This is a genomic window from Candidatus Tisiphia endosymbiont of Sialis lutaria, assembly GCF_964026535.1.
GTDB lineage: Bacteria > Pseudomonadota > Alphaproteobacteria > Rickettsiales > Rickettsiaceae > Tisiphia.
This window is the reverse complement of the sequence record NZ_OZ032153.1, coordinates 1270787-1295149: the sequence shown is the minus strand read 5'-3', so window position 1 is coordinate 1295149 and position 24363 is coordinate 1270787. Positions and strand designations below refer to the sequence as shown.

General features: G+C 32.2%; 27 protein-coding genes. 11 read left to right on the top strand and 16 right to left on the bottom strand.

Features of this window, described 5'->3' with window-relative positions; genetic code table 11:
* Window positions 1-23: 23 nt before the first annotated feature.
* Complete coding sequence (locus AAGD20_RS06285) at window positions 24-1064, top strand: IS630 family transposase (protein WP_341748821.1); 1041 nt, start codon at window positions 24-26, stop codon at window positions 1062-1064.
* 91 nt (window positions 1065-1155) lie between these two features.
* On the opposite strand, the gene AAGD20_RS06280 is transcribed toward AAGD20_RS06285, so the two are convergent.
* The 9 genes from AAGD20_RS06280 to AAGD20_RS06235 all read right to left on the bottom strand — a co-directional run bounded on the left by AAGD20_RS06280 (window position 1156) and on the right by AAGD20_RS06235 (window position 6193).
* Complete coding sequence (locus AAGD20_RS06280) at window positions 1156-1746, bottom strand: TIGR02217 family protein (protein WP_341748840.1); 591 nt, start codon at window positions 1744-1746, stop codon at window positions 1156-1158.
* On the bottom strand, window positions 1743-1895 hold the full coding sequence (locus AAGD20_RS06275) for a hypothetical protein (protein WP_157905688.1): 153 nt from the start codon (window positions 1893-1895) through the stop codon (window positions 1743-1745). The genes AAGD20_RS06280 and AAGD20_RS06275 overlap by 4 nt, the downstream gene beginning before the upstream one ends.
* Before the next feature lie 167 nt (window positions 1896-2062).
* Entirely contained in the window at window positions 2063-2239 is a 177-nt protein-coding gene (locus AAGD20_RS06270; protein ID WP_341748839.1) for a nucleotidyltransferase domain-containing protein, read from the bottom strand.
* A 168-nt stretch (window positions 2240-2407) separates the two neighbouring features.
* A complete protein-coding gene (locus AAGD20_RS06265; protein WP_239832759.1) occupies window positions 2408-2626 on the bottom strand; it encodes a Txe/YoeB family addiction module toxin in 219 nt (72 codons plus the stop codon).
* A gap of 5 nt (window positions 2627-2631) precedes the next feature.
* Window positions 2632-2928 (bottom strand): type II toxin-antitoxin system Phd/YefM family antitoxin, encoded by a 297-nt coding sequence (locus AAGD20_RS06260; RefSeq protein WP_341748838.1) that lies wholly within the window; start codon window positions 2926-2928, stop codon window positions 2632-2634.
* A 152-nt stretch (window positions 2929-3080) separates the two neighbouring features.
* The gene (locus AAGD20_RS06250; RefSeq protein ID WP_239832760.1) at window positions 3081-3515 is read right to left on the bottom strand and encodes a hypothetical protein; all 435 of its coding nucleotides are present in this window, start codon (window positions 3513-3515) and stop codon (window positions 3081-3083) included.
* Window positions 3505-3843: a phage head closure protein gene (locus AAGD20_RS06245; RefSeq protein WP_341748837.1), complete on the bottom strand. Its 339-nt coding sequence runs from the start codon at window positions 3841-3843 to the stop codon at window positions 3505-3507. The genes AAGD20_RS06250 and AAGD20_RS06245 overlap by 11 nt, the downstream gene beginning before the upstream one ends.
* Before the next feature lie 19 nt (window positions 3844-3862).
* Window positions 3863-4504, bottom strand: a complete 642-nt coding sequence (locus tag AAGD20_RS06240) for a head-tail connector protein (protein ID WP_341748836.1) — start codon at window positions 4502-4504, stop codon at window positions 3863-3865.
* An 18-nt stretch (window positions 4505-4522) separates the two neighbouring features.
* Window positions 4523-6193 carry a phage major capsid protein gene (locus tag AAGD20_RS06235; protein ID WP_341748835.1) on the bottom strand — a complete coding sequence of 557 codons (1671 nt, stop codon included), beginning with the start codon at window positions 6191-6193 and terminating at the stop codon, window positions 4523-4525.
* Between the two features lie 458 nt (window positions 6194-6651).
* Between AAGD20_RS06235 and AAGD20_RS06230 the strand changes: the two genes are divergently transcribed.
* On the top strand, window positions 6652-6915 hold the full coding sequence (locus AAGD20_RS06230; RefSeq protein WP_341748834.1) for a hypothetical protein: 264 nt from the start codon (window positions 6652-6654) through the stop codon (window positions 6913-6915).
* A 247-nt stretch (window positions 6916-7162) separates the two neighbouring features.
* On the top strand, window positions 7163-7300 hold the full coding sequence (locus AAGD20_RS06225) for a hypothetical protein (RefSeq protein WP_341748833.1): 138 nt from the start codon (window positions 7163-7165) through the stop codon (window positions 7298-7300).
* On the opposite strand, the gene AAGD20_RS06220 is transcribed toward AAGD20_RS06225, so the two are convergent.
* Window positions 7297-7443, bottom strand: coding sequence for a hypothetical protein (locus tag AAGD20_RS06220; protein WP_341748832.1), 147 nt, complete (start codon window positions 7441-7443; stop codon window positions 7297-7299). The genes AAGD20_RS06225 and AAGD20_RS06220 overlap by 4 nt on opposite strands.
* Window positions 7412-8212: a polysaccharide deacetylase family protein gene (locus AAGD20_RS06215; protein WP_094649125.1), complete on the bottom strand. Its 801-nt coding sequence runs from the start codon at window positions 8210-8212 to the stop codon at window positions 7412-7414. The genes AAGD20_RS06220 and AAGD20_RS06215 overlap by 32 nt, the downstream gene beginning before the upstream one ends.
* Window positions 8213-8506: 294 nt before the next feature.
* On the opposite strand from AAGD20_RS06215, the gene AAGD20_RS06210 reads away from it, so the two are divergent.
* From AAGD20_RS06210 to cydB, 3 genes are all read left to right on the top strand, one after another.
* Window positions 8507-10768, top strand: coding sequence for a tetratricopeptide repeat protein (locus AAGD20_RS06210; RefSeq protein WP_341748831.1), 2262 nt, complete (start codon window positions 8507-8509; stop codon window positions 10766-10768).
* 46 nt (window positions 10769-10814) lie between these two features.
* Complete coding sequence (locus AAGD20_RS06205) at window positions 10815-13373, top strand: UvrD-helicase domain-containing protein (RefSeq protein ID WP_341748830.1); 2559 nt, start codon at window positions 10815-10817, stop codon at window positions 13371-13373.
* Between the two features lie 83 nt (window positions 13374-13456).
* Entirely contained in the window at window positions 13457-14476 is a 1020-nt protein-coding gene (gene cydB, locus AAGD20_RS06200) for a cytochrome d ubiquinol oxidase subunit II (RefSeq protein ID WP_341749476.1), read from the top strand.
* A gap of 119 nt (window positions 14477-14595) precedes the next feature.
* Here the strand turns inward: cydB and AAGD20_RS06195 are convergent, their stop codons facing one another.
* A complete protein-coding gene (locus AAGD20_RS06195) occupies window positions 14596-15333 on the bottom strand; it encodes a 16S rRNA (uracil(1498)-N(3))-methyltransferase (protein ID WP_341748829.1) in 738 nt (245 codons plus the stop codon).
* A gap of 336 nt (window positions 15334-15669) precedes the next feature.
* Window positions 15670-15903, bottom strand: coding sequence for a hypothetical protein (locus AAGD20_RS06190; protein WP_341748828.1), 234 nt, complete (start codon window positions 15901-15903; stop codon window positions 15670-15672).
* Between the two features lie 386 nt (window positions 15904-16289).
* On the opposite strand from AAGD20_RS06190, the gene AAGD20_RS06185 reads away from it, so the two are divergent.
* Both AAGD20_RS06185 and secF read left to right on the top strand, forming a co-directional pair.
* Window positions 16290-16526, top strand: a complete 237-nt coding sequence (locus tag AAGD20_RS06185) for a DUF2312 domain-containing protein (RefSeq protein WP_094649130.1) — start codon at window positions 16290-16292, stop codon at window positions 16524-16526.
* Window positions 16527-16543: 17 nt separating this feature from the next.
* A complete protein-coding gene (gene secF, locus AAGD20_RS06180; RefSeq protein ID WP_341748827.1) occupies window positions 16544-17452 on the top strand; it encodes a protein translocase subunit SecF in 909 nt (302 codons plus the stop codon).
* A 404-nt stretch (window positions 17453-17856) separates the two neighbouring features.
* On the opposite strand, the gene AAGD20_RS06175 is transcribed toward secF, so the two are convergent.
* Window positions 17857-18321 (bottom strand): type II toxin-antitoxin system RatA family toxin, encoded by a 465-nt coding sequence (locus AAGD20_RS06175; RefSeq protein ID WP_094649132.1) that lies wholly within the window; start codon window positions 18319-18321, stop codon window positions 17857-17859.
* 22 nt (window positions 18322-18343) lie between these two features.
* Window positions 18344-18472 (bottom strand): DUF1674 domain-containing protein, encoded by a 129-nt coding sequence (locus AAGD20_RS06170; RefSeq protein ID WP_094649133.1) that lies wholly within the window; start codon window positions 18470-18472, stop codon window positions 18344-18346.
* 490 nt (window positions 18473-18962) lie between these two features.
* Between AAGD20_RS06170 and AAGD20_RS06165 the strand changes: the two genes are divergently transcribed.
* The 3 genes from AAGD20_RS06165 (at window position 18963) to AAGD20_RS06150 (ending at window position 23123) form a co-directional block, all read left to right on the top strand.
* On the top strand, window positions 18963-19847 hold the full coding sequence (locus AAGD20_RS06165; RefSeq protein WP_341748826.1) for a M15 family metallopeptidase: 885 nt from the start codon (window positions 18963-18965) through the stop codon (window positions 19845-19847).
* A 1038-nt stretch (window positions 19848-20885) separates the two neighbouring features.
* Window positions 20886-21593 carry a SprT family zinc-dependent metalloprotease gene (locus AAGD20_RS06155; protein WP_341748825.1) on the top strand — a complete coding sequence of 236 codons (708 nt, stop codon included), beginning with the start codon at window positions 20886-20888 and terminating at the stop codon, window positions 21591-21593.
* Window positions 21594-21743: 150 nt separating this feature from the next.
* Window positions 21744-23123, top strand: a complete 1380-nt coding sequence (locus tag AAGD20_RS06150; protein ID WP_341748824.1) for a hypothetical protein — start codon at window positions 21744-21746, stop codon at window positions 23121-23123.
* Here the strand turns inward: AAGD20_RS06150 and AAGD20_RS06145 are convergent.
* Window positions 23066-24337 (bottom strand): IS256 family transposase, encoded by a 1272-nt coding sequence (locus AAGD20_RS06145; protein ID WP_341748721.1) that lies wholly within the window; start codon window positions 24335-24337, stop codon window positions 23066-23068. The genes AAGD20_RS06150 and AAGD20_RS06145 overlap by 58 nt on opposite strands.
* Between the last annotated feature and the right edge of the window lie 26 nt (window positions 24338-24363).

The window sequence follows — 24363 nt, the reverse complement described above, 5'->3', positions numbered from 1 at the left end:
GATATTATAGAGTATATGATATTATGAGCAAGAATGTATTGACAGAAGAACAAAGAGAAAAATTGAAGGAACGTCATAAAACAGAACGAGACGGAAGGATACGTGATCGTATTAAGGCAGTTTTGATGTATGACGATGGGTATAGTAATGTAGAGATTGCTAAGGTACTACTCCTGAGCCACGAAGCGATAAGAAAACATATTGTTGATTATCAAAAAGCCAATAAGCTTAATACCAACAATGGAGGTAGCACAAGCAAATTAAATGATGTTGAGCAGGCAGAATTAGTGAATCACCTAGAAGCAAATAATTATGTTTATGCTAAAGATATCATGCATTACATTGAGAACAAATATGGTGTGACATATACGATAACGGGAGTAACAAAATTACTATACAAACTGGGTTTTGTTTACAAGAAGCCGAAAGTAGTACCAGCTAAGCTGGATTTTGACAAGCAAGAATTATTTAAGTTAAACTACAGTTTACTAAAAGGGAATCTCAGAGATAAGGAAGCCATATATTTTATGGACGGTGTTCATCCTCAGTATCAAGCAAAGGCAAGGTGCGGTTGGATAAGAAAGAACCAAGATAAGACCTTACCAACATTCAGTGGCTGGAGAAGAAAGCACATGATTGGTGCTATTAACCTAGTTAATTTACAGTTAGTAAGCACAGAGAACCCCAAAATAAATGGGGAGCAGATAGTTAATTTCCTACAGAGATTGGAAGAGGAGAATAGTGAGAAGGAAAGAATATATTTAATCTGTGACAATGCCAGTTACCACAAATCCAAGAAAGTTAAGGAATACCTAGTAAATACTAAAATAGAGCTAGTATTTTTGCCACCATATAGTCCAAATCTTAACCCAATTGAGAGATTATGGAAGTTTATGCACAGTATTACAACTAATAATAAATTTTATCATAATTTCGAACAATTTTCGGAAGCAATAAACAAATTTTTTAGCAACATCGGCAATTATAAAGATAGGTTACGTACCTTAATAAATGATAATTTCCAAACTATTACCGTTAACCATTTCTGCAACTCTTCAGGTTAATTGAGTATACAACTCCAAACCGTCTTGTAGCGTGATATGGAAACAATAAGTAAAATTATGTACCGCTCTATGGAATTATCAATATATTCTGTCATATAACCTCCATTAACTCTATTTGCGATAATTCTATTGACCCATCAGAAGAATACGAATATTCAAAACTATCATTAGCAAATCGTACAGCTACATCAAAAGTAAAACTACCTGTCAAAATTTGCTCCCTATCTAATGGGTTTGGTAAAGTTATTAATCCAGTATTATAATCAAGCTGAACATCCAAATTTACACCATTAACATAAAATTCTTCGCTACCAGCTACCGGTTTATTAATTGTTATAGCATAGGGTAAAATTGGGTCATCATATAATTTAATCAGTTGATATTGGGTTAATTTTCCATCGCCTTCAGCAATGAATTGCCTTGATACTTGATGATCAACATTATCTCTGAAGCGAAAAGAAAAACTCCCTCCCCTTCTTGCTCTGAAGAAAGAGCTAAATTGCTCAAATTCAAAACTACTCAGACGACAATTTTTAATCAAATATCTTTGTCTAGCATATTCTCTATCTAAATTTCTTACTTCTCTACCTGATAATGTCATAGCACAAGAAATAGCAAATTCCGGTTTACCAACAGCAAAAGTTTCAATAAATTCCGGCATACGTATATCATGAAAATTCATAATTCAATATCCCTTGCTTTACCCTGAACTCTTTCAAATAATTTCTCCTCATCATTATAGTCAATTAATAAGAAGTTGGTGACGTCGTTGCTCCTGCTAGCCAATTCTTCTGAATTAAATATAGCTTCTTGTAATTGCCATTTTTTCATAATCTACCTTTGATTTTATTAATTAATTAGCGTAGGCAGTCTCCTAACCTATATCATTCTAATAGCATAAGATCATTTTTTATTAGCGACCTAAAATCCTTATCCATATCAACAAGCCATCTTTTTATATCCACTTTAATAGTTAAATCAGATTCCTCCAATTCTTCTTACAACTTACACAATTGTTGATCACTTACTGCTTCCATAATACAAAGGTCAAGATCAGAAAATTTTCTATGACGACCTTTAACACGTGAACCGTATGCCTTAAATATATAAGGATATTTTTTAAGATAGATTGCAATATAGTCAATTGATGAGCAGTTGGGGACGTTGTTGCTCAATGCTCACCCATTATTTATAGGCGTCACTCCATCGTTCCTGCTACCCAATTCTCCTGAATTGAATTGACTATAGTTTCTATATCCTCATTCTTGGCAATAGAAGTTTTTCAAACTTATAGTTCTTAATTATCTCCATAATGACTCCACATGCGTAGTATCTTTATTCTCTTATCTACTATCTACCTCATAAAATAATCTATGTTGCAAATTAACCCTTCTCGAATAAGCTCCCAAATACATACCCCTTAACTTTTTAAAAGGTGGGGGATTTTGAAATGGATCATTGCTTATAATTTCTAGTAATTTGTATATTTGTTTCTGCAAAGGTGATTTCTTAATCTTTTTAAAATCTTTACAAGCATCGCTAGTAAAATACAAACTATACATTTAAGCTAATCCACCAATTTTGTCTTACAATCTTTAAAATCAGTAGTAAGACCTTTGATTATTGATTGACTTAATTCTTTATTTTTTGCTACCAATAATGTTTCTTGAATATCTTCCCAGTCTTGTTTTGAAATTAAAACTGCTGTATTTCTTTTGCCTTTTATTATTGTTGGCTCATGCTCCTCTGCTACCATATCTATTAATTTATATAAGTTCTTCCTAGCCTCACTAGCTACCAAATATGCCATAATTATTCCTATAAAATGTTGATTAACAGTACTATATATGGCACTGTTAATCAATAGACCTCTTGCCTAACTCTACTTCTGCTGGCAATTTGTACGTGATAGCGGTACTCTGCTCCTCACGTACACTAGAGTACGCTGCGGTTCGAGGTGAAGCGTCTCCTTCAAATTCCTCAGCATAAGCGAGTTTTGCAAGAGGTCTAATATCTTTAACCCCCTTTATTGCAATTTTTGCTAATTCTGTTCTCCTTTAACAAGGCTTTGTAATCTATAGTAAGCTTAGTAGTAATAAGGTCAGAACTACGCTGAAAATTTATATTACAGGCTTTCATACCAGCAACAATGTAATCTTGAAGAATACACGAATTAGCTGTTAATTTATTAGTAATTTTCTCCGCCAGTAAAGTTAAAAGCCCCTGATTTTTATCCCTAGCAAAAGCACTTATCTCAAATTCCACTTGGTAAATATCCTGCCCTAATCTTGAAATATTTTCAACTTTCAAAATATTTACTAGTAAGAACGGATATTTTGCATCTTGGACTACCGATATGTAAATCCGGTCAACACTAAGCCTAATATCCGGCTCCCCAGATAATAAGTTATATATGCTCATGTGAAAATCATGAATAAAATTAACAGACATATATTTGTAACCCTATAATATTCAAGAATTTACTTCTTTCTTCAACATTAATAATCCGCTTAATTTCAAATTGCCTATCTCTAAACGATATACGCATTTTGGTGGTAATGCCGGTGATAAATCTCATTTTAAACACATAAAACCCTTCAGTCATAATATGACCAAAATTCAAATGTTCTATCGAGGTAAATCGATTATCAGAAATAGGTTTTATTTCAGCATAAGTAGAAAGTTTCTCTTGCCATTTTTCTTGTTCTATCTCACTTACAGAAAAATTCTCTAGAATTTTCACCTGATGTTGTAAAGTACGTGCTATTGATTTTTTCATTCTTACCTTTCCAAAAGCCTTATATTCTTAATTGCCTATACGCTAGATATAGATTCTTAATTTCTGTTGATAAAGAAGTAGCATTTTGCCTTTCCCTATCATACATTTCTGCTATATGCATTAATATGCTATGCTTTATTGAAGCTGGAATATGCATTTTATCATAACCAACAATATATTCAACCATTAATTGATAATTTTCTAATTTTTTATTCAAACATAATAATGATCGATCGTGATCTAAGTAATATTGATCAGATTGCAGCTTCATAGATTGACTGTTATTTGTTAGAGTATAGTCAATTGATGAGAAGTTGGGGACGTCGTCACTCGTCGCTCGCCTATTACTTATAGGCGTCACTCCGTCGCTCCTAGCCCCAAATTCTCCTGAACTGACTATAATCTTCACTAATTCCTTTATCGGTTGGTATTTTAACTGAAAATTTTGTTGATTTTTAATATTACAAACAAACTCTACCCGCCTTGTTATTATTGTAAGTTTAGTAAAATTCTCAGCAGCCATAATTGCAGCATCTATCAAGCTGCTAATTAAATCATCATCATAATCGCCTTCTATTCTCATATAGTTCTTAACTTCCACTAGGCTCCAAATAGCCTGAGGAATTAGTTCAATAATCCTAAAAGTATTTTTTTTATACATATAGCTACTTCACATAGGTTAACTAAACATAGCCAGTTTAATAGCACTCTGATTCACTACGTCGCCCCCTACCCTTTTAACTGCGTAAAATTTGACAAATGGCTTATCAGTATAGGGATCTCTCATTATACTAATACCACCACGATCTATGATTTTATAGGCTGATTTAAAATCACCTATAGCAATTGCCATATTACCTTCCTTGATAGGCGGCATCTCAGAACAGCAAAGCACTGATATACCAAATATTGTTTGCTTTAAAGAATCAGACAGTGACTGTTGCCAAATAAACCGACCATTATTATCTTGAAGTTTTTGGATTTCTGATAAAGTAGTACGATTCATCAAAAAAGTAGCATTTGCCAAATATTCTTCATCAAGTAAATTAATGAAATCTAATAATTTTTCGGCAGTAACTTGTCCCCCCATCTCAAATAGCTCTATTTTATCACGAGCTCTTGATAAGATACCTCTTGGCTTTTTCTTACCGTCACCATTAATAAACGCCTCATTTTCTGCTTTAACAAAACTATCTCTTAAACGCTCTATCAACCAATTCTCTATCCGAATAGCTGAGTCATCTATCAAAGTTTGACTGGCTTTTGGCTGAGCATAAAGCTCATGCACAAAGATTCTCTGTTGCTTTAGCCGAGAGGCAGTTGTTTCTTCTCTTGCTTGCAAATCACCAACCCAACCACTAGCAAAACTCCCCTCTTCAATTACTATATCAAGGGCATTACTAGAAATTGTTTCGATTGATGCTAATTGTCGCATAGGTGATCTAGCGTTAATCTCAGTAATGATACTATTATATAAAGCCGGTACTAACAATACTCCACCTTCCTCAGGTCCGCTATTTAAAGATTTTTCGATTAATTCACTTTGGCTACCTTTGCGAATATAATTATTAAAAGCAGTTTTATGCTCAATATCTTGCATCCCCCCTATTTCTGGGCGAGATAGAAAATTTTCTAAATTATAAACTTTTTCTTGTAACTCACTAATTTTTACTTCATTGTTATTTTGTTTTGTTATTAATTCTATATGCATTTTATTCTCCATTAAAATTGAATGTTTTACATTTTTTTGTTTTAAAGAAAAGCTATCGCAAATTTGCTGATTACTAGCCCGTTGCTTATTGCCCAAATTATAAATTGATGAGAAATCTCTCCTGCTACCCAATTCCCCTGAATTGACTATATTCAAATCATTTAAGTATCTTTGTTTAGTGATATGCGAAATTTTGGCATGGTAATTGGCTGGAAAAGTTACGATACTCACCTCAATTAATTCCGCTTCAGTGATTATTCTTTGGTTTAAGTTATTGTAATTTGCTAATTTTATATTAAAACCAATGGAAAGACCATCAACGGCTCCTTGGCGAACAAGCTCTATAGCTTCTTTACCTTTGTCGATTTTATTATTAATTATAGCTTCAACTTTTAAGCCGTAATCATCTTCCGTCAAAGACTTAATCACCCCTATTGGCTGTTGCCAATCATGTTGCCAAAGAAACTTGATACATAAATGATTGGCTGAGGCAAAAGCCCCTTTAGCAATTAGGTCATTATGCTGATCAGAAATATTATAAACACTAGCATAACCTGAAATAACTACGTTATTATCTGTAACAGATTTTATGATTAAATTTTGAATGGCTTGATTTTGCTGTAAGTTTTCAATATACATATTACCCCATAATTGCAATAACTATAGGTAATATATACTAAAAATCTCTAGCACTAAGTATTTTAGAAAAAAAATATTGATTTTTATCAAATATTTTTAAAATATATTCAATAAACGTTTATTAGTAAGGAAAACTATAGAAGAAAAATCTTCTGTATAAGGATGCCATCCTACTCGACTTATTGTCATACCTACTCTCTTGTCACCCTTGCTTTGGTGCGGGGTCTAGATTCCCGCCTACTCACATAAGCGTCAGCAATTAAGAAAACAATAATTGAAAAACCGTCATTGCGAGGAGACCGTAAGGTCACGAAGCAATCCAGAAAAGTGATTAGAAATAAATTGCCACGCCACCTACGGTGGCTCGCAATGACGACTTATTAATAAAAATTAATCTTGTGTTTTTTACTAAATATTATACAATCTCTCTTTAACAATTATAATACGAGACTTTATATATGCAAAATAACACCAATAACTTATCCCCTCCCAATCATGTTACCCCAGCAACGTTTCTTGCTGCCTTAAGGATGGCTAATGGCATACGCCTACCTATACCAGTTAATAACAATTTGGATATGCCAAATCTTGATACCTCTCTTGTTAATAACAATTTAAACGTTACAACCTCTGATCTATCAACTCCAATCCCTAATAGTACCGCCCCTGATGCTCACCCACCACTGCTAGGAGCAGAAGTTCAGCAGCCCCCTACAGAGTAAGATAACTTCACCACTTCAAAAGCTGTTTTTACAGCTTTTGAAGTTTAGTTACAAATATTCAGTTTAATATTTAGCCTCAGCGTCATTGCGAGCTGATGTATCCCCACGAAATTGTTGCAAAATAGCAAGAATTGATAGAGATAGTAGGTTATGGATGTAAAAACAGTATTAAATCGAAGTAATAAAAGAACATTGTCCTTTTATACATAATAATCGTTTAAATGCGTTACTTGATGTTGCAGGAGGCTTGACAGTAAAAGATAAAAAGATTTATTCGTATTTTATCCTTGGGAAATTTATTATTGAATTTAATTATTTGCATGCCATAAAACCATTGCTAGAACCCCTGACATCTATTATAAAGACAGAGCTTTGTCATGCTTAATTTCGTGGGGATATATCAGCTCGCAATGATAGTTTTTCATTTATTATTTTCTTAAACTGACGCCTATGTACTCCATCGCTCCTAGCCTCAAATTCTCCTGAATTGACTATATCAATGGTTATTATAATTTCTAATGAAATCAAATTTATAATTCTTCTTGCGTAATGCATTAATTAGATTTCGTAAATTTTCTTTACCATTGAAGCAATCTTGGAACATCTCATCATGCATTAATAAAATTAATTTATTAGGTAATGCAGTATCTTTTTTTGCAAATTTAGCATCTATCTCTTCTACTAGACGATCAACAGATTGTATAGGGCAACCATCATTATAGTGAGTCCATTCTAAATCCCATCCATATAGGTAAAAACCATTCTTGTACATAGCATTATCATCTATCTTTTCAACTTGATCTTCCTGTTTTGAAATATACGGATCATCTCTAGTTAAGTTAGGGAGACGGAATACATTCCTCCCAGGAAGTCTAGTATCAATATGGGAACCTTTTAAACCTAGCGTATCATTATTCTTTTTAAGATCATTAATTACCGATGGAATATCGCGATAAAATTGCTGATATCGATTATAAGCATGAGAATAACTGTGATTCCCTATCTGAATAAAAGGACTCTTCTTAGCTAAATTCACAACACCCTTTGACCAACTACTAGAATCGTAGTGGAATCCTACCATAAACATGGTAACGGGTATCTTTTCTCCAGTCATAACCGCAACGACATTTTCTGTTCCTCTAAGCGGTCCATCGTCTGAAGTGATATAAATGGTATAACTAGCGTATGAAAAGCCAGCATAAAATATACTTGTTATAAATAACAATAAACAAAAATGGTTTAATCTTACAAGAGTTCTTAGTATGTTCATATATTCCTCAGTTAATCTGTTTGGCATAAAAATATAGCTAACCTTTAGTATTTATCTATAACCAACAGAAGTCATCGCAAAAAAGCATAAACCAACGAAGCAATGGCGTTAACCAAATATAGAATTACTTTTAGTTATTAGACCTTATATCACATTTTCAAGATATAAGGTCTATTGTAAGCAGCCTCCTATTGTACCAAAAGAAATATTGAATGTCTATACCAAATAATATGCAACCGTAGAATCAATAGTTGACAATAATCAAAGAGTATAGTTAAATAAATTGTGAGGCAACTATATAACTTATAAATAGCAAAAGAAATGAGTAAATATTTTATATTACTACTGATATTTATAATGCCTCTTAATTCATTAGCTCAACAACAAATATCTAACCAGGTATCTAATTTTGTTGCACCAGTTACTTATTTTGTCGATCATACTAAACAACTAAAGCTACTCAAACATAATTTAGATAAACATCGACAAGCAAGTATTATAGGAACTAGTGGTATGGGGAAAACCCAACTTGCTAGAATGTACTCTCATGAGAATCAAAATAATTATAAACTCATATGGTTTATTGACTGTAATTTAGATATTAATCAAGAGTTTCTAAAGCTAGCTCAAGCTATTAATAGTACTGCTAAATCTAATCTAGTATCAGAAGATATGAGGTTAGTACAACAAGAAGTAATAAGCTATTTATCGAATCAAGATAAATGGTTATTGATATTTGATAATCTGAAAGTCAGTGAAAATAAAAAAGTTCAAGAATTTGTTGATTGGGAAAATAACGGGCATGTTATATTTTGCTCCCAAGATAGTGAAAGATTACCTAATATAATTAAAATGACTGCCTTTACAAAAAGTGATGCGATTACACTTGCTAATAATATTCTAGAAAACAATGATCCAAAAATAGTAAAATTCTTGAGCAAAGAATTTGCTGGCTATCCTATCCTGATAGCACAAGGTGTACAATTATTAAATAATGTACAAGGTTTAGATATAACAGAATATAAGAAAAAAACCCAACGAGCAGCAGATAAAATTCAATTGAACATTATGTTAACTATCAATGAATTAAAGCCAAGTGCTAAAAAATTACTAAATAAAATAGCCTTAATAAATAATCAAGGTTTCTCGAAAGAATTTTTAAAAATTATTACTGATGATCAAAGTACATTGAATGATGATCTTTATCAATTGTCTAAATTTGCCTTAATATCTAACATTGATTCTAATGAAAATAATCCGATCTTTGAAATGCACGATGTTATTGCTGAGAAAATAGCTGAGATTAATTGTAGCGAAGGTAATAAAGCTTATTTAGAGGATATCATTACCAAATTAATAAATTGTATACCAAAAAGTGTATTACAAGCTCGCATTTTTAGAAATGCTAAAACTATCCAAGAAAATCTTGAGATAATTTTAAAAAATTCAGAGAAATATAATTCAAATATATATAAACTTATGGAGCTTAATTTTCAAATAATGCTTCAATATCACAATTCTCTTGATTATTATAATGCAGAAAAAAAGGTTAATTGGTTTAATAAGGCTGATCAGGAAGGAAAATTTAATTTATGGTCGAATAATGATGAAAAATGTGCATATGCAAGTTATGTACAAGCAATAGGTGGGTATCATAGGGGCTATTCTAATTATAAGATGGCAATAAAATATTTTATAAGAGCGAAAGAAATATTTGATAATGTGAAAGGTTATGAATCTTTTAAATGGACTTTATTTTATAGTTTAGCAATATGTAATATTGCATTAGGACAGATTCAAGAAGCAGAAAAAAACATTAAAATTATAGAACAAATGTTTAATGAAGGTTTAGCAGATAAAAGTGACTTAGGATATATACATAGTGCTAGAGCAAAATTATTATTTGTACAAGAGAACTATACTGAATCATTGGAGCAAACTAATAAAATTATAGAAATATCCATTAAAAATGGACTAAGTCCTGATGACCTATTTCTTGTTAATCCTTATTTACTTAAAGTAGAACTATTAAATTATCTTAAAGAATACCCAAAAGCATATATTCAAGTTGAGAAATTATACAATTTGTGTAAATCTTCCCAAAAAGCACCTCCTGAAATATTAGGTCGTATTTACACCCAAATGGCAAGTAGTGAATTAGGATTAGGTAAGCTAGAGCAAGCCTCAGATCATGTTAATAAGGCTATCTCCATATTTTTAGCCGATGAACGTAGAAATCCTAAAAATGCAGATTATTCGGAAGATCCAGATTTAGCAGCAAGTTACGTAGTCCAAGGTAATATTTTATTTGCTCAAGATAACATAAAAGCAGCTATAGAATCCTACAAGAAGGCTTATAGCATATATCATTATTTATATAGGGATAATCGTAAAAATGTGGCTCAAGTGAGTTACTTATATACTCAAGGAGCTAAAGCATCATGTAAAGCAAAAGACTTATCTAATTATAAATTTTTTGGTAAACCGCAAGTAAAGGAGTTTGGCATAAATTATCCTAATACTGTATCTATGTTTGAGTATTGCAAACAATATGATATGGATTTATGGGCAAAAGAAAAATAAAAGAGCTGTATATTTTTGCTTTAAATAGTAGGACTCTTTTTATAAAATGAATGAATTACAACAACAAGCATCAGATCCCCAATATTCTGTTTGGGTTTCTGCCTCAGCCGGTACAGGCAAAACCAAAATTTTAACAGATAGAGTACTCAGATTGCTGATTGAAGGGGTGGCATTTAACAAAATTTTATGCCTAACTTTCACTAATGCAGCTGCCCTTGAAATGCAGAGTAGAATTAGAAATAAGCTTGCTAAATTTGCTGTAGATGGAACTGCTAAATTGACGAAAGAGTTAAGTTTATTACTTACTAGGGAGCCTTTAGAAAGTGAGGTGCAATATACCAAGACTTTATATTACAGACTACTAAACTCTGAAGATGGAATTAACATTTATACTATTCATGCTTTTTGTCAAAAGATGATTAAATTATTTCCTTTGGAATCGAGTATCAATCCAGAATTTCAGATTCTTGATGATATTACAGCACAAGGGGTTATTAACAAAATAAGAAACCAAATCTATTTAGATCCAACTTATAATGAGCTGATTAGTTTCTTTTTGACAAACTTCCATGAAGTAACCATCAATGATATTTTTTCTGAAATAATCCAGCAAAAGATTAAGTTTAAGAAACTATTTGCCAAGCAAGTGGATTACAAAGAACATCAAACTATTAATTCTTATGTTCCTGAGCAATTATCAGAACTTTATAGCCATGCTCGGCAATTACTGGCAAAATACTCAATAGCTATTAACCTAGATCAAGAAATTCAACTATTTTTTCTTACTAAAGAAGGTACTAAGCGTAAGAATATGCTGTCTAAATCTATAGCAACAAACTATCCAAAATTATTGAATGAACTTGAATATATTCAAGAAAAAGTTTTTCAGTTAGGGCAGCAAACTAAAATGCAAGATATGGAAAATTATTCAAATTTGTTGTGTAATTTGGCAAAAATTTTTCTTGATAAATATGAGTCCTATAAAACTGAGAACAGCTTACTGGATTATGATGATTTAATTTATTTGACACAATTATTATTAACAGATGATACTACCAAAAATTGGGTGTCATATAAACTTGATGGTGGAATTGAGCATTTGCTTGTTGATGAAGCACAAGATACTAGCCCTGAACAATGGAGCATTATCACTGCAATTATAGCAGAGTTTTATTCTACCACTAAGCATAAAAAGAGTACTATTTTTGTTGTGGGTGATGAAAAACAGTCGATTTTTAGCTTCCAAGGAGCAAATCTTAGCTCTTTTAATTCTGTTAATGCAAATTTATGTAAAAAATTCTCTGAGGCAAATAAAAATTTCAAAAATATTACTCTTGAATGGTCATATAGGTCTACTGAAAAAATTATCGATATTGTCTATCTAATTTTACAACAAATTAAAAACACTACCCCTCAATTATTTACCTCTGAGAATCCTAAAATTTTACCATTTCGTCAAAATGATAAAGGTATAGTAGAACTCTGGCCACTAGTTAGAGGAGAGAAAGAGACTAAATTATTTTGGCCCTTACCAGAAGAGCATAATAAATCCAAATCTGCTCAGCAAGTACTTGCGGAACAAATTGCTAATTTTATAAAAAGTCAGATAGCAAGCCAAAGAATCTTACATGCCACTAATTCCGAAGTTAAAGAATCAGATTTTATGATTTTGGTACGTAAGAGAGATGAGTTGGTTTTTGAAGTTATTAATTGTCTTAAGCAACATGGTTTGCAAGTAGAAGATGTTGACCGAATCACTTTAGATAAAAGTTTGTCAGTATTAGACTTAATAGCCATAGCAAAATTTGTGCTACTACCTCAAGACGATTTGAATTTGATTGGTCTATTAAAATCCCCAATAATCGGCATGAATGAACAAGAACTACAGTTGCTTGCAGTTTCTCGTGGCAAGAATTCTATATGGGAATATCTGCAAAATATACCAGAATATACAAATATATATAATAAACTATGTTATTTTCTACAACTATACAAAGTTGCCAATTGTGGGAATTTTTTCTCATTGATTGTCGATTGTTGGGATATTAGAAAAATTCTAGTTGAATCTAATGGATTTGATAGTAATGATGTAATAAATGAATTGATATATTTAAGTATAAATTATGCTAATAATATAGATAGCTCGCTGCAAAGCTTTGTTTATTGGTTTGAAAATAACAAAATTGATGTTAAAAGAAACTTAGAATCGTCAAGTAAGATAAAAGTCATGACTGTTCATGCTTCTAAAGGGCTACAAGCACCGATTGTTATCCTGTGTGATACTAGCTCAGTGCCAACTAACAGCAATAAATTTATTTGGGATCAAGATGGTAAGGTGTTCTCTGTCCCCCAATCATCTAATAGCCCAGAATTTTTTAAAGCTCTCAAGGAACAGGAACAACAAAAAGACTTACAAGAATATATCAGACTACTTTATGTGGCAATGACCAGGGCAGAAGATCATTTAGTGATATGTGGTTACCAGTCAAGTGGTAATAAGCTGCCACAAAATTGTTGGTATGAGTTAGTTTCTAGAGCAATGAATATGCATGGTAAGCTACATGATAATGGGATTATAGTTTATGAAATGGTTATTTCTGAGTAAAATTTTAACACAAGATAAAGGTAGCATAGGCTCTAAAATTCAGGTATAATAGCTGTTATAGTCAATTGATGAGAACAACAACCATGCTTAACTTTGCCCCCTATATAGATTTACCTTTAGTTTGGGGTGGACTAATTGTCATAGCAATATTTCTGTATGTATTACTAGATGGTTTTGATCTGGGGGTTGGTATATTATTTCCATTTGCTCCTACTCAAGATTGCCGCAATAAAATGATGAATTCCATAGCACCATTTTGGGATGGTAATGAAACTTGGTTAGTTTTAGGTGGTGGTGGATTATTTGTTGCGTTCCCACTGGCTTATGCAATTTTGATGTCAGCCTTCTATATACCAATTATTGCAATGCTTTTGGGCTTAATTTTTCGCGGGGTAGCTTTTGAGTTTAGATTTAAAGCCACTCCAAAGGATCGTTACATATGGGATTATTCTTTCCATTTTGGTTCTATCATTGCCGCCTTATTTCAGGGAATTATGCTGGGAGCTTTTATCCAAGGCATTAAAGTGGATGGCAGGGTATTTGCTGGCGATGCTTTTGATTGGCTCACCCCTTTTTCTCTGATGACCGGTATTGCTCTGGTATTTGGTTATGCCCTACTTGGTTGTACTTGGCTTATCATGAAAACTGACAAAGATACGCAAATATGGGCTCGTAAATCTGCAGCATATGTATTAATTTATGTTATGTTATTTATGGGATTAGTAAGTTTATGGGTACCATTTTTAAACGAGAGAATTCGTATATTTTGGTTTACTATGCCTAATTTTGCATATCTCTCATTCATTCCTATTTTAACTATTTTTACCTTATTTATGTTATTCACCACTCTTTATAAAAATAAAGAATACCAACCTTTTTGTTACTCAGTTTTACTTTTTACTCTGGGCTATTTAGGGCTAATTTTAAGCATTTGGCCTTTTACCGTACCATATCAAATATCTTTATGGCAATCGGCAGCAATAGCCGAATCACAATCTCTAATGTTGGTAGGAGCTGCGTTACTTTTACCGATAATATTAGGTTATACAATTTATTGTTATTATATATTCCGTGGAAAATCAACTCATCACCCAATGTATTAGTAAATTGAGAAAAATTTTTATTTCTCAGAAATGCAAACAATGGCTTTGGTTTGTAATTTTATACTTAGTGGGGCTAATATTTGTGCTATCATTATCCTGTATAATTAAAGCTATCTTTTTTATATTTGGCTAGGAAACTGGGTAAATAATTTAATTTGTGCTAGACACGCTGCTACGGCAGTTTCAGTTCGCAAAACATTCGCTCCTAGACTTATTGATAAACTATTAGGTCTCAATGAAAGTATCTTAAGTTCATTCGGTGAAAAACCTCCTTCTGGACCGACAATAACTGAAATATTTGAGTATGATGTAGGCATTATTTTTAATAATGTATTATTTTCATCTTCATTTTCATTAGCATATATTATAGAATTATTTAGGTTCTGATCGAGGAAAAGACTAAGTGATGTTAATGGCATAAGAATGGGCGGGGTCAAACGTTCGGATTGTTCTGTAGATTCAATAATACATTTCATCAATTTTTGATTATTAACATTACGAAATTGAGACCTTTCTGTAATTAATGGAATAATTTTTGTCACCCCAAGCTGTACAGCCATATCTATGGCATCTAACATTCTATCACTTTTAATAATCGATATCCCTAAAGTAAGCTCAGGTTCGATTATTGTTTTTCTTAAAATATTAGTAAGTTCAACATGTAAATTATTTTTTGTTATATCGGTAATTTGGGCTATAAACTCACCATCTATACCGTTAAAGATTCTAAAATGATCACCAATTTTTAACCTTAATACTGTTTTAAGGTAGTGGCTATGGTCTTCTGCAAGATTTAACGAATAATTTTTAATTAGTTTGATATTGCTATATATTCTATGAAGACGAGAAATTTTCATAATTTTAACTCCAATGATCAATTATCATAGTACTCTACAATTTTTTATTTATTTCCTTATGATGAGTAAAAAAGCTGACTACTAAGCGTCATTGCAAGCTGATGTATCCCCCACAACTGTTGAAAGTTAGAAGGTAAAGCGGGTTTTAGATAGGTTTTCTGTCATTGCGAGACCACGTAGTGGTCGTGGCAATCCATCTTTGGTTACTTTTATGGATTGCTTCGTCGACCTACGGTCTTTCTCGCAATGACGTTGACCACATACGACTTTTAAACTATCCGGTCTAAAACCGCTTCCTCTTCTAACTTTCAACAGTTGTGATGTATCCCCACGAAATTAAGCACGACAAAGCTCCGTCTTTATAATAGATGCCAGGGATTCTACCAATGGTTTTATGGCATGCAAATAATTAAATTCAATAATAAATTTCCCAAGGGTAAAATACGAATAAATCTTTTTATCTTTTACTGTCAAGCCTTCTGCAACATCAAGTAACGTATTTAAACGATTATTATGTATAAAAGGACAATGTTCTTTTATTACTTCATTTAATACTGTTTTTACATCCATAACCTACTATCTCATCATTAAATAATGATGATATTCTATCAATTCTTGCTATTTTGCAACAATTTCGTGGGGATACATCAGCTCGCAATGACGAAGCACTTTTCTCAAACGTCATTGCGAGGAATAGCTTTGCTATGACGAAGCAATCCAAAATAAGTAGAAATGTATTGTCACAACCATACAGTGGTCTCGCTAATAGACAAAAATTTACTATGGATAAGTGCTAATCGAGTGCATTTTAAAGATTTTTCTAGCATTTATAGCAAAATTATCTATAAATTACTTAGTGGCTAATAAAAATAATATATACTATAGGTAAACTGAGAAGGGTTAACTAAATATATGGTATAATTATGATGTCTTGATAAACAAAAAAATTTAATTTTATGACAGAAGTGATAGCTAAAGAACAATTAGAACAATATATAAATCAAATAGAAGGGCTTGAACAAGAAAAAGCTGAATTATCTGAAGCAATAAAAGATGTATTTGATGCGGCTAGCTCCAGTGGTTTTGATACCAAGGCTATGAAGTCTGTGTTAAAACTAAAAAAACTTGATAGAAATAAGCTGGCTGAACAAGATGCAATCTTAGAATTGTACAGGCAAGCTTTAGGTATATAAATTAAAGATATTTAATAATGAAATTATATCCGTTAAGACTATTACCTGAGCAAGTTAATTTTGATTTTATCAGATTTAAAAAAGTAAGCTATACGATGTCCATTATTTTGTCTCTTGTGAGCATTATATGGATAGGAATTTATAAATTTAATTTTGGTATTGATTTTTCTGGTGGAATTGTTATAGAAGTACGGCTTGATCAATCGCCTGATTTAACCAAAATGCGTGAAGTACTTAATAACCTTAAGATTGGTGAAGTAGTATTGCAAAATTTTGGTAACCAGAATGATTTGTCGATACGAGTTGGTAGCAATAGTGAAGACACTTTAATGCACAATATTGAGCTGATCAAATTGACTTTAAGCAACCAATTTCCTTATAAATTTGAATATCGTAAAGTAGATTTTGTTGGTCCACAAGTTGGAACTCATTTGATAAAATCAGGAATAACGGCTCTAATTCTTTCTTTTCTTGCCATCATGGCTTATACTTGGGCTAGATTCGAGTGGTATTTTGGGCTTGGTATACTGATAGCTTTGCTACATGATGCCATACTAAGTTTAGGTTTTATGAGTGTGATGAGGTTAGACTTCAATCTAACTTCCATAGCGGCTATTCTTACCATAATAGGTTATTCTGTCAATGATTCAGTAGTTATCTATGATAGAATTAGAGAAAACTTACAGAAATCATATCAGAAAACAATGCCACAAATTATTAATCAGAGTATTAATGAGACTTTGTCTAGAACCATTTTAACAGTTGTGACAACCTTGTTGGCAAACCTAGCTTTAGTAATATTTGGTGGAGAAGCTATTCATAGCTTTAGCTTATTAGTATTTTTTGGGATAATAGTTGGTACATATTCTTCTATCTTCATATCTGCTCCGATACTAATGTTATTTGTTGCCAAGAAATTTAGATAGCGAGAACAAGGAGGCAATGAATAGTGGATTGCTTCGTCGGCTTACGCCACAACTGTTGAAAGTTAGAAGAGGAAGCGGTTTTAGACCGGATAGTTTAAAAATCGTATGTGGTCAACGTCATTGCGAGAAAGACCTTAGGTCGACGAAGCAATCCATAAAAGTAACCAAAGATGGATTGCCACGACCACTACGTGGTCTCGCAATGACAGAAAACCTATCTAAAACCCGCTTTACCTTCTAACTTTCAACAGTTGTGGGCTTACGCCTTCTCGCAATGACGCTTGGGTTGCATACACGTCATTGCACATAGGCGTTAGTTTAAGAAAATAAAGTAGAAAAGTCGTCGTTGCGAGCCACCGTAGGTGGCGTGGCAATCCATTTCTCATCAATTGACTATAGTGATTTCAAGAATTGTTAGAACCCACCTTACTCAACATAGTATCGGCTCTTTTTTCAAATGCATCGACCATTTTTTCAGTAGCATCAGTAAAAAATATACCAACTAATTTGTCAACTATGGCAAACTTCATTTTGAAATCAATAAAGAACTCTACTTTACTACCAGTATCTTCTTGAGAAAATTGCCATAAATTTTTTAAATATTTAAATGGTCCGGAGATTGCCTCGACTTCAATGGAGTATCTCTGCTTATTTAAATCATTTGAGTAGATAATTCTTGATTGATAATTGTCTGAAAAACCTTTTAACTGAATTACTAACTCAGCTATAATTTGATTCTCATTTTCTGAGATGATTCTAGCAGCCCTACACCATGGTAAGAATTCAGGATATGACTTTACGTCAAGAACTAAGTGAAATAATTCTTGGGCATTATATGGTAGGAGTTTGATTTGATGAAAACTTGGCATAAATTAATTTACAATTGCAGCATTAAAAATCAGTTACCCTGCCTTTATGCTGCCAATCTCCATGGATAGTTGGTTCTTGACCTTTAAAACCACCTATTTCTTCTGGCTTTTCTTTTTTATCTTTTATGGTAGTATCTTTTTTGTTATCCATAAATGTACTAATCCTCTGTATTACGTCTTTTTATTTGTATAGTCAATTAATTTGAATTAGCAACGTTATAAATCCGATTAGTATTTAGCCTCAGCGTCATTGCGAGGAGCCACTTTAGTGGCGACAAAGCAATCCAAAAAACGATTAAAATGGATTGCTTCGGAGGCTTACGTCTCCTCGCTAATAGACAGCACGATGGGTGCTTATTCGGCGCTAATTCAGGTTAATTGACTATATCTATACATGTTGAAACTTCAGTTGCCGATTTCTCCAATTCTTGCATTAGGTTATGCAAGAAGTCTACTTGCTAAGCCTGGTGCAAAAAAACCATCGGCTCCAACTGCTGCATAAGCTTTGCTTCTTCCTTAATAATATATTTTTACTTAAAGCACAATTTTAATTATCAAAATCTGTCGATAACAATAAGTGCTTGACTCTTTTATTGGGTTAGGATACTCTCAAGATACATTAACTAATTTTTGATACTATTATGTATAGATTGTTATTATTATATATTTTTTTTATAAATATATCTCAAGTAAATGCTGCTGATTTTACCATAGAACCTTTATCTGAATCATCGAAACAAGAGATGATCAAGAAAAAAGTGTGGCATGATGGATGTCCAGTTGCTCTAAATCGATTGAGAGTTATTAAATTCCCTTATTATGATTTTAATTCTGTAATACATCATGATGGAAAACTAGTTGTTTTTGATGCTGTTTCTGAGCATGTTGTCGCCATTTTGAAAAAAATATATGATTTAAAATACCCTATTGCTAAAGCACGTACTATTGAAGATTATGATGGTGATGATGACAGAAGTATGGCAGATAACAATAGTTCTAGTTTCAGTTGTCGTGAAATTACAGGAGGCGGTTTACCTTCAGTACATTCATACGGTCTTGCGATTGACATTAATCCAATTCAAAATCCTTATATTTCTATTCCAAGTGACATAAGTCAAGCAGGGCTTGTTACTGTAAAACCTTCAGAAGGATCAAGTTATCTCAATCGAACCAATATTAGACCTGGGATGAGTGAAGTAATAATTGATCTTTTCGCTGAAAATGGTTTTAGTGTTTGGGGAGGAAAGTGGAACACTCCTATAGATTGGCAGCATTTCCAAACGTCTCGAGCTATGGCACAATTATTAGCCATTATGAACTATAATGATGGGTGTACTCTTTTTGAGTTCTACACTAAAACCCCGCAAATGCTTAACAAAATTGATCCTAATAATAATCAATTTGTTGAGCTTTATAAAAAAGACTCTAAGATGTTTATGCAATGTTTAAAAAAATTACCAGAAATATTAAGCCTAACGCCAGATCAGGCATATGAGATTTTATCAAAATGTATTGTAAATAAGTGATTAATACAACCATTTCTTCTTACTATAGAAATTTTGTTACTCCACTAAGTTAACTAAGAATTTTGTTAACTTAGTATAGGCAATTGATGAGAAGTTGGGGGTGTTATCGTTCAATGCTTGCCTATTACTTATCATAACACCCTACAATTTTTATTCTATAAGTATAAAACAGCATAAAAACGTCATTGCGAGCTGATGTATCCCCACGAAATTCTTGCTATTTTACGCGAGTTGCCAATTAAGTTAGCTCATAAAACCTAGATGTCAAGCAGTTTACGAACTATTTGACACGTGAAAAGTATAATCAAAACGCTATGTATTTTAAAAAATTTCTAATTTTAAGAATTTATTGCATTTTTTGACCTGATTAAATGTTCTTCAAACCTTGTGAAGTCTAGGGTTTACTAAAATCAATTAATTGGCAACTCGTGTTATTTTGCAACAATTTCGTGGGGATACATCAGATTGCGAGGAGGTGTAAACCTCACAACTGTTGAAAGTTAGAAGAGGAAGCGGGTTTTAGATAGGTTTTCTGTCATTGCGAGACCACGCAAGTAGGTCGTGGCAATCCATCTTTGGTTACTTTTATGGATTGCTTCGTCGACCTGCGGTCTTTCTCGCTAATAGACGTTGACCACATACGACTTTTAAACTATTCGGTCTAAAACCTCTTCCTCTTCTAACTTTCAACAGTTGTGGTGTAAACATCCGAAGCAATCCATAAATTGTCCCCTGTTCGACTCAGTGTTACCCCTGCGTAAGCAGGGGGCTAGATTTCGTACCAAAGCGGGAATGACCGCTTCCTTTGTGGCTCTATTTTTTTATTTTATTTGTTGACAAATTCACTCGTCCATATATGACATTGAGTTAAGCAGGGATGACCAACTTATCATCGCTCACTATCCTCCCTTGAATTAACTATATATAGTCAATTCAGGAGGAGTTGGTGCTAGGAGCGATGGAGCGACGCCTATAAGTAATAGGCGAGCGACGAGTGACAACGTCACCAACTTCTCATCAATTGACTATATCTTAAATATGAATAATCAACCGCAACTAATACCAAATTTTATTACTTTAAATAAGCTCGGTCATGATATTGACATTCCAATAAGATGTAGTAATAAAGCTAAACGCATTGCAATTAGAATAAACCATAAAGGAGTTGAACTAGTTCTGCCTAATAAAAATTTTAATACAGGATATAAATTTTTACTAGAAAAAGAATCTTGGATTAGGCGAAAATTATCAGATGTTTCAAAACAAGAACCCATAGATAATAATACTATAACAGTCTTTGACAGAATATACTCATTACTACATATTGATGCAGATTATAATAAAGTGCAAATGGCAGAGGATATTATTCAGATATATTCCCCACCTTCTCAACATAAGAGTACCTTAATAAAATTCTTGAAAGATAGACTGTTACTAGAAGCAATAAACCTGGCTACTCTTCTGGGTAAAGAATATAATATAAACTTTAGTACAATAAAAATTACAAATAATAAGAACAAATGGGGAAGTTGTTCCAGTTATGCTGAACTTACTTTTAATTGGCGACTTATTTTTGCTCCAAAAAAAATACTAAAATACTTAGTGGTACATGAAATATGTCATATAATGGAAATGAATCACAGTAAACATTTCTGGCATTTAGTGGCAAAACTCTATCCTGATTATAAGTTGGCTAGATTATGGCTTAAGAAAAATGGCAATAAATTGCATCAATATCTACAATAAATGGTATCAATTTACAAATTGAGATTATAAAATAATCGCTTTATAAAAATAATATTTGCATTAATAATTACAGTTGATATAATGTGCGACATAAAATAACAGCCCGTTTAATACGGCATAAAAATTATATAGCCAAAAAAAGAACATTTCATGTCAAAAGAAAAAAAACTGCAAATAATACCAAGTTCAGAATTAAAGAATCCTTTGGATTCTCTGTTACTTATTGCACAATATAAAGAGAAAGATTTTACGGTTAAGAAATTTACTCCTAAACACCAAGAATTCTTAGAGCGTCTTTGTCGATATGGTCCAATTGATGATATAGTAAAAATATTTGGAAAAAATATACTAAAGGAGTATGAAAAACTTACAATGCCAGCCTTGCTTTGTAATTTATGCCTTTCACGAGAGGAAAAGAACGGAGTATACAGAGATTACGATAAGAATATTGCTAAAAATATTAAAGATATTTTTGGCATTAAAGATATTTGGGTACCAGCTAATAACAAAACTCCAGGCATTATCTATCAAATACCAGGAAAACGTGTACAGATAAAGATACAATGTGATGATAATATTAAGACTACTCAAATTGCTTGGGCAGCTTACACTAAAGCTAGTGGTATATTATATTTATACAAGATAGGAAAACCTATACCTTCACATAAGATAATAGAGTCATTTCTAGAACTAATAGCATCAATCGATCAAAATAGTTTTATAATAGAAATATTTTTTGATTACACTAACATTATTAAATCTATAACTACAGATATCTTAAATGCTATTGTTAATCAGCCATATTTTAAGAAATCAATGGCCCTCTCTCAGAAGATAACAGAATTTCTGATTAATACTGGTAATATAAAAGAAGCATATGATTTTTTAAATATTACATGTCAACTCATTAAAGATGCACAAGAAGATTCATCAAAATTAGACCCATTGGATAAAAAGTCTGATTTATCTGAATTTATTATGAATCATTATTGGAACTTAGGAATAATAAGTAAGGCTCTAGGTAATTTACCAGATGCTGAGATATGCTTCAAGAGATATTATGAAAAAAATCCAAATTGTAAAGATACTTTTCTAGAGTTATACGGTATCTATTCAGGGTTGGATGATAAGGACAAATCACGAACTCTAGCTGAAGAACATAAGGATTCAGTACCTCACCTTTTAATAATAGACAAAATCATTAATAATGCAATATATCCTCCAAAATCATCTATTATACATCTTTCTTATCAGGAGAAAGCATCTGTAGTAATTACTGCCTTTAATCATGCTATATACTCAGATAACAAAGCACAAACCCAATATTACAAGCAAATAATATTAAAGGAGATACTGCGTGACAAAGAATTTAAAAATACTTGTTCTTTAACAGAACAAATAAAAACACAAATTTTATGCGGAAGTATAAATTTTAATGCTGATATGAGTCAATCATTTATTTTGTGTAAGTTCTATTTTTTACATTCCAATAAATCATATTTAAAATCACCACAAAGTATTTCAAATTGATTCAAAGCTAATGACCAATCTTTTATGGGCATAGTCCATTTTTTAGATGCATTTTGCAGAGCTAAAAATATTATTTTCTGAATTGATTTATCATCTGGAAACACCCCCTTATTTTTGATGATTTTTCTAATTTGACGGTTGACAGATTCAATGGTATTTGTTGTATAAATTACCTTTCTTATTTCCTCAGGAAAAGCAAAAAATGGGATTATCCCACACCAATTACGTTGCCAAATATCAGAAATTACTGGGTATTTTTTGTCCCATTTTGAACTAAATTGTTGAAGTTTTAGACTTGCCATTTCTTCATTATTTGCTGTATAAATTTGCTTCAAATCTGTGGTCACCTCCTTTAAATCCTTATATGAGACATACTTCACTGAATTGCGAACCATATGAACTATACATAACTGTACTATAGTCGCAGGAAATATGCTACTTATCGCTTCCGGAAAACCTTTTAGACCATCAACACAAGCAACATAAATTTGTTCTACTCCTCGATTTTTTAACTCAGTAACTACTTGCATCCAGAATTTAGCACCTTCATTTTTTCCTACCCAAATACCCAGCAACTCCTTCTTTCCTTCTATATTAACAGCAATCGCTAAATATACTGCTTTATTTATCACTACCTGGTTATCCCTAGACTTAACGTGAATACAGTCTAAGTATAATATTGGATAAACCTTATCTAAACCTCGATTTTGCCACCTAGTTACTTCGTCTATTACTCCATCGGTTATTGTCGATATTAAATCACCGGAAACCTCAGTTTGATATATTTCTTCCAAATGACCTCGAATTTCACTGACTGTCATTCCTCGACCATAAAGTGAGATAACTTTATCGTCAAATCCACTGAATCTTCTCAGCCCTTTAGGTATTAATTTCGGAACAAACTCTCCTTCTCGATCTCTTGGTACTTCCAGAGTAACCTTCCTACCATCATCATCAATTATTGTCTTTTCATAGCTACCATTACGACGATTATTATCTACTTTCGGCATTTTACTATGCTTTGAATAACCTAATTCATGCTCTAGTTCACTTTCTAATATTTTTTCAACTATTTGCTTTTTTAGTTGTTGAAATAATCCTTCTCTACCAAACAATTTAGATGGATCGGCTTTTGATAATAATTCTTCTACTAATTCATTACTTATATGATTAGCGTTTAGTTCTAGAAACTTCTTTTCTATTTTTTCTGACATATCTTTCCTTTTTATAAGTTGTTTTT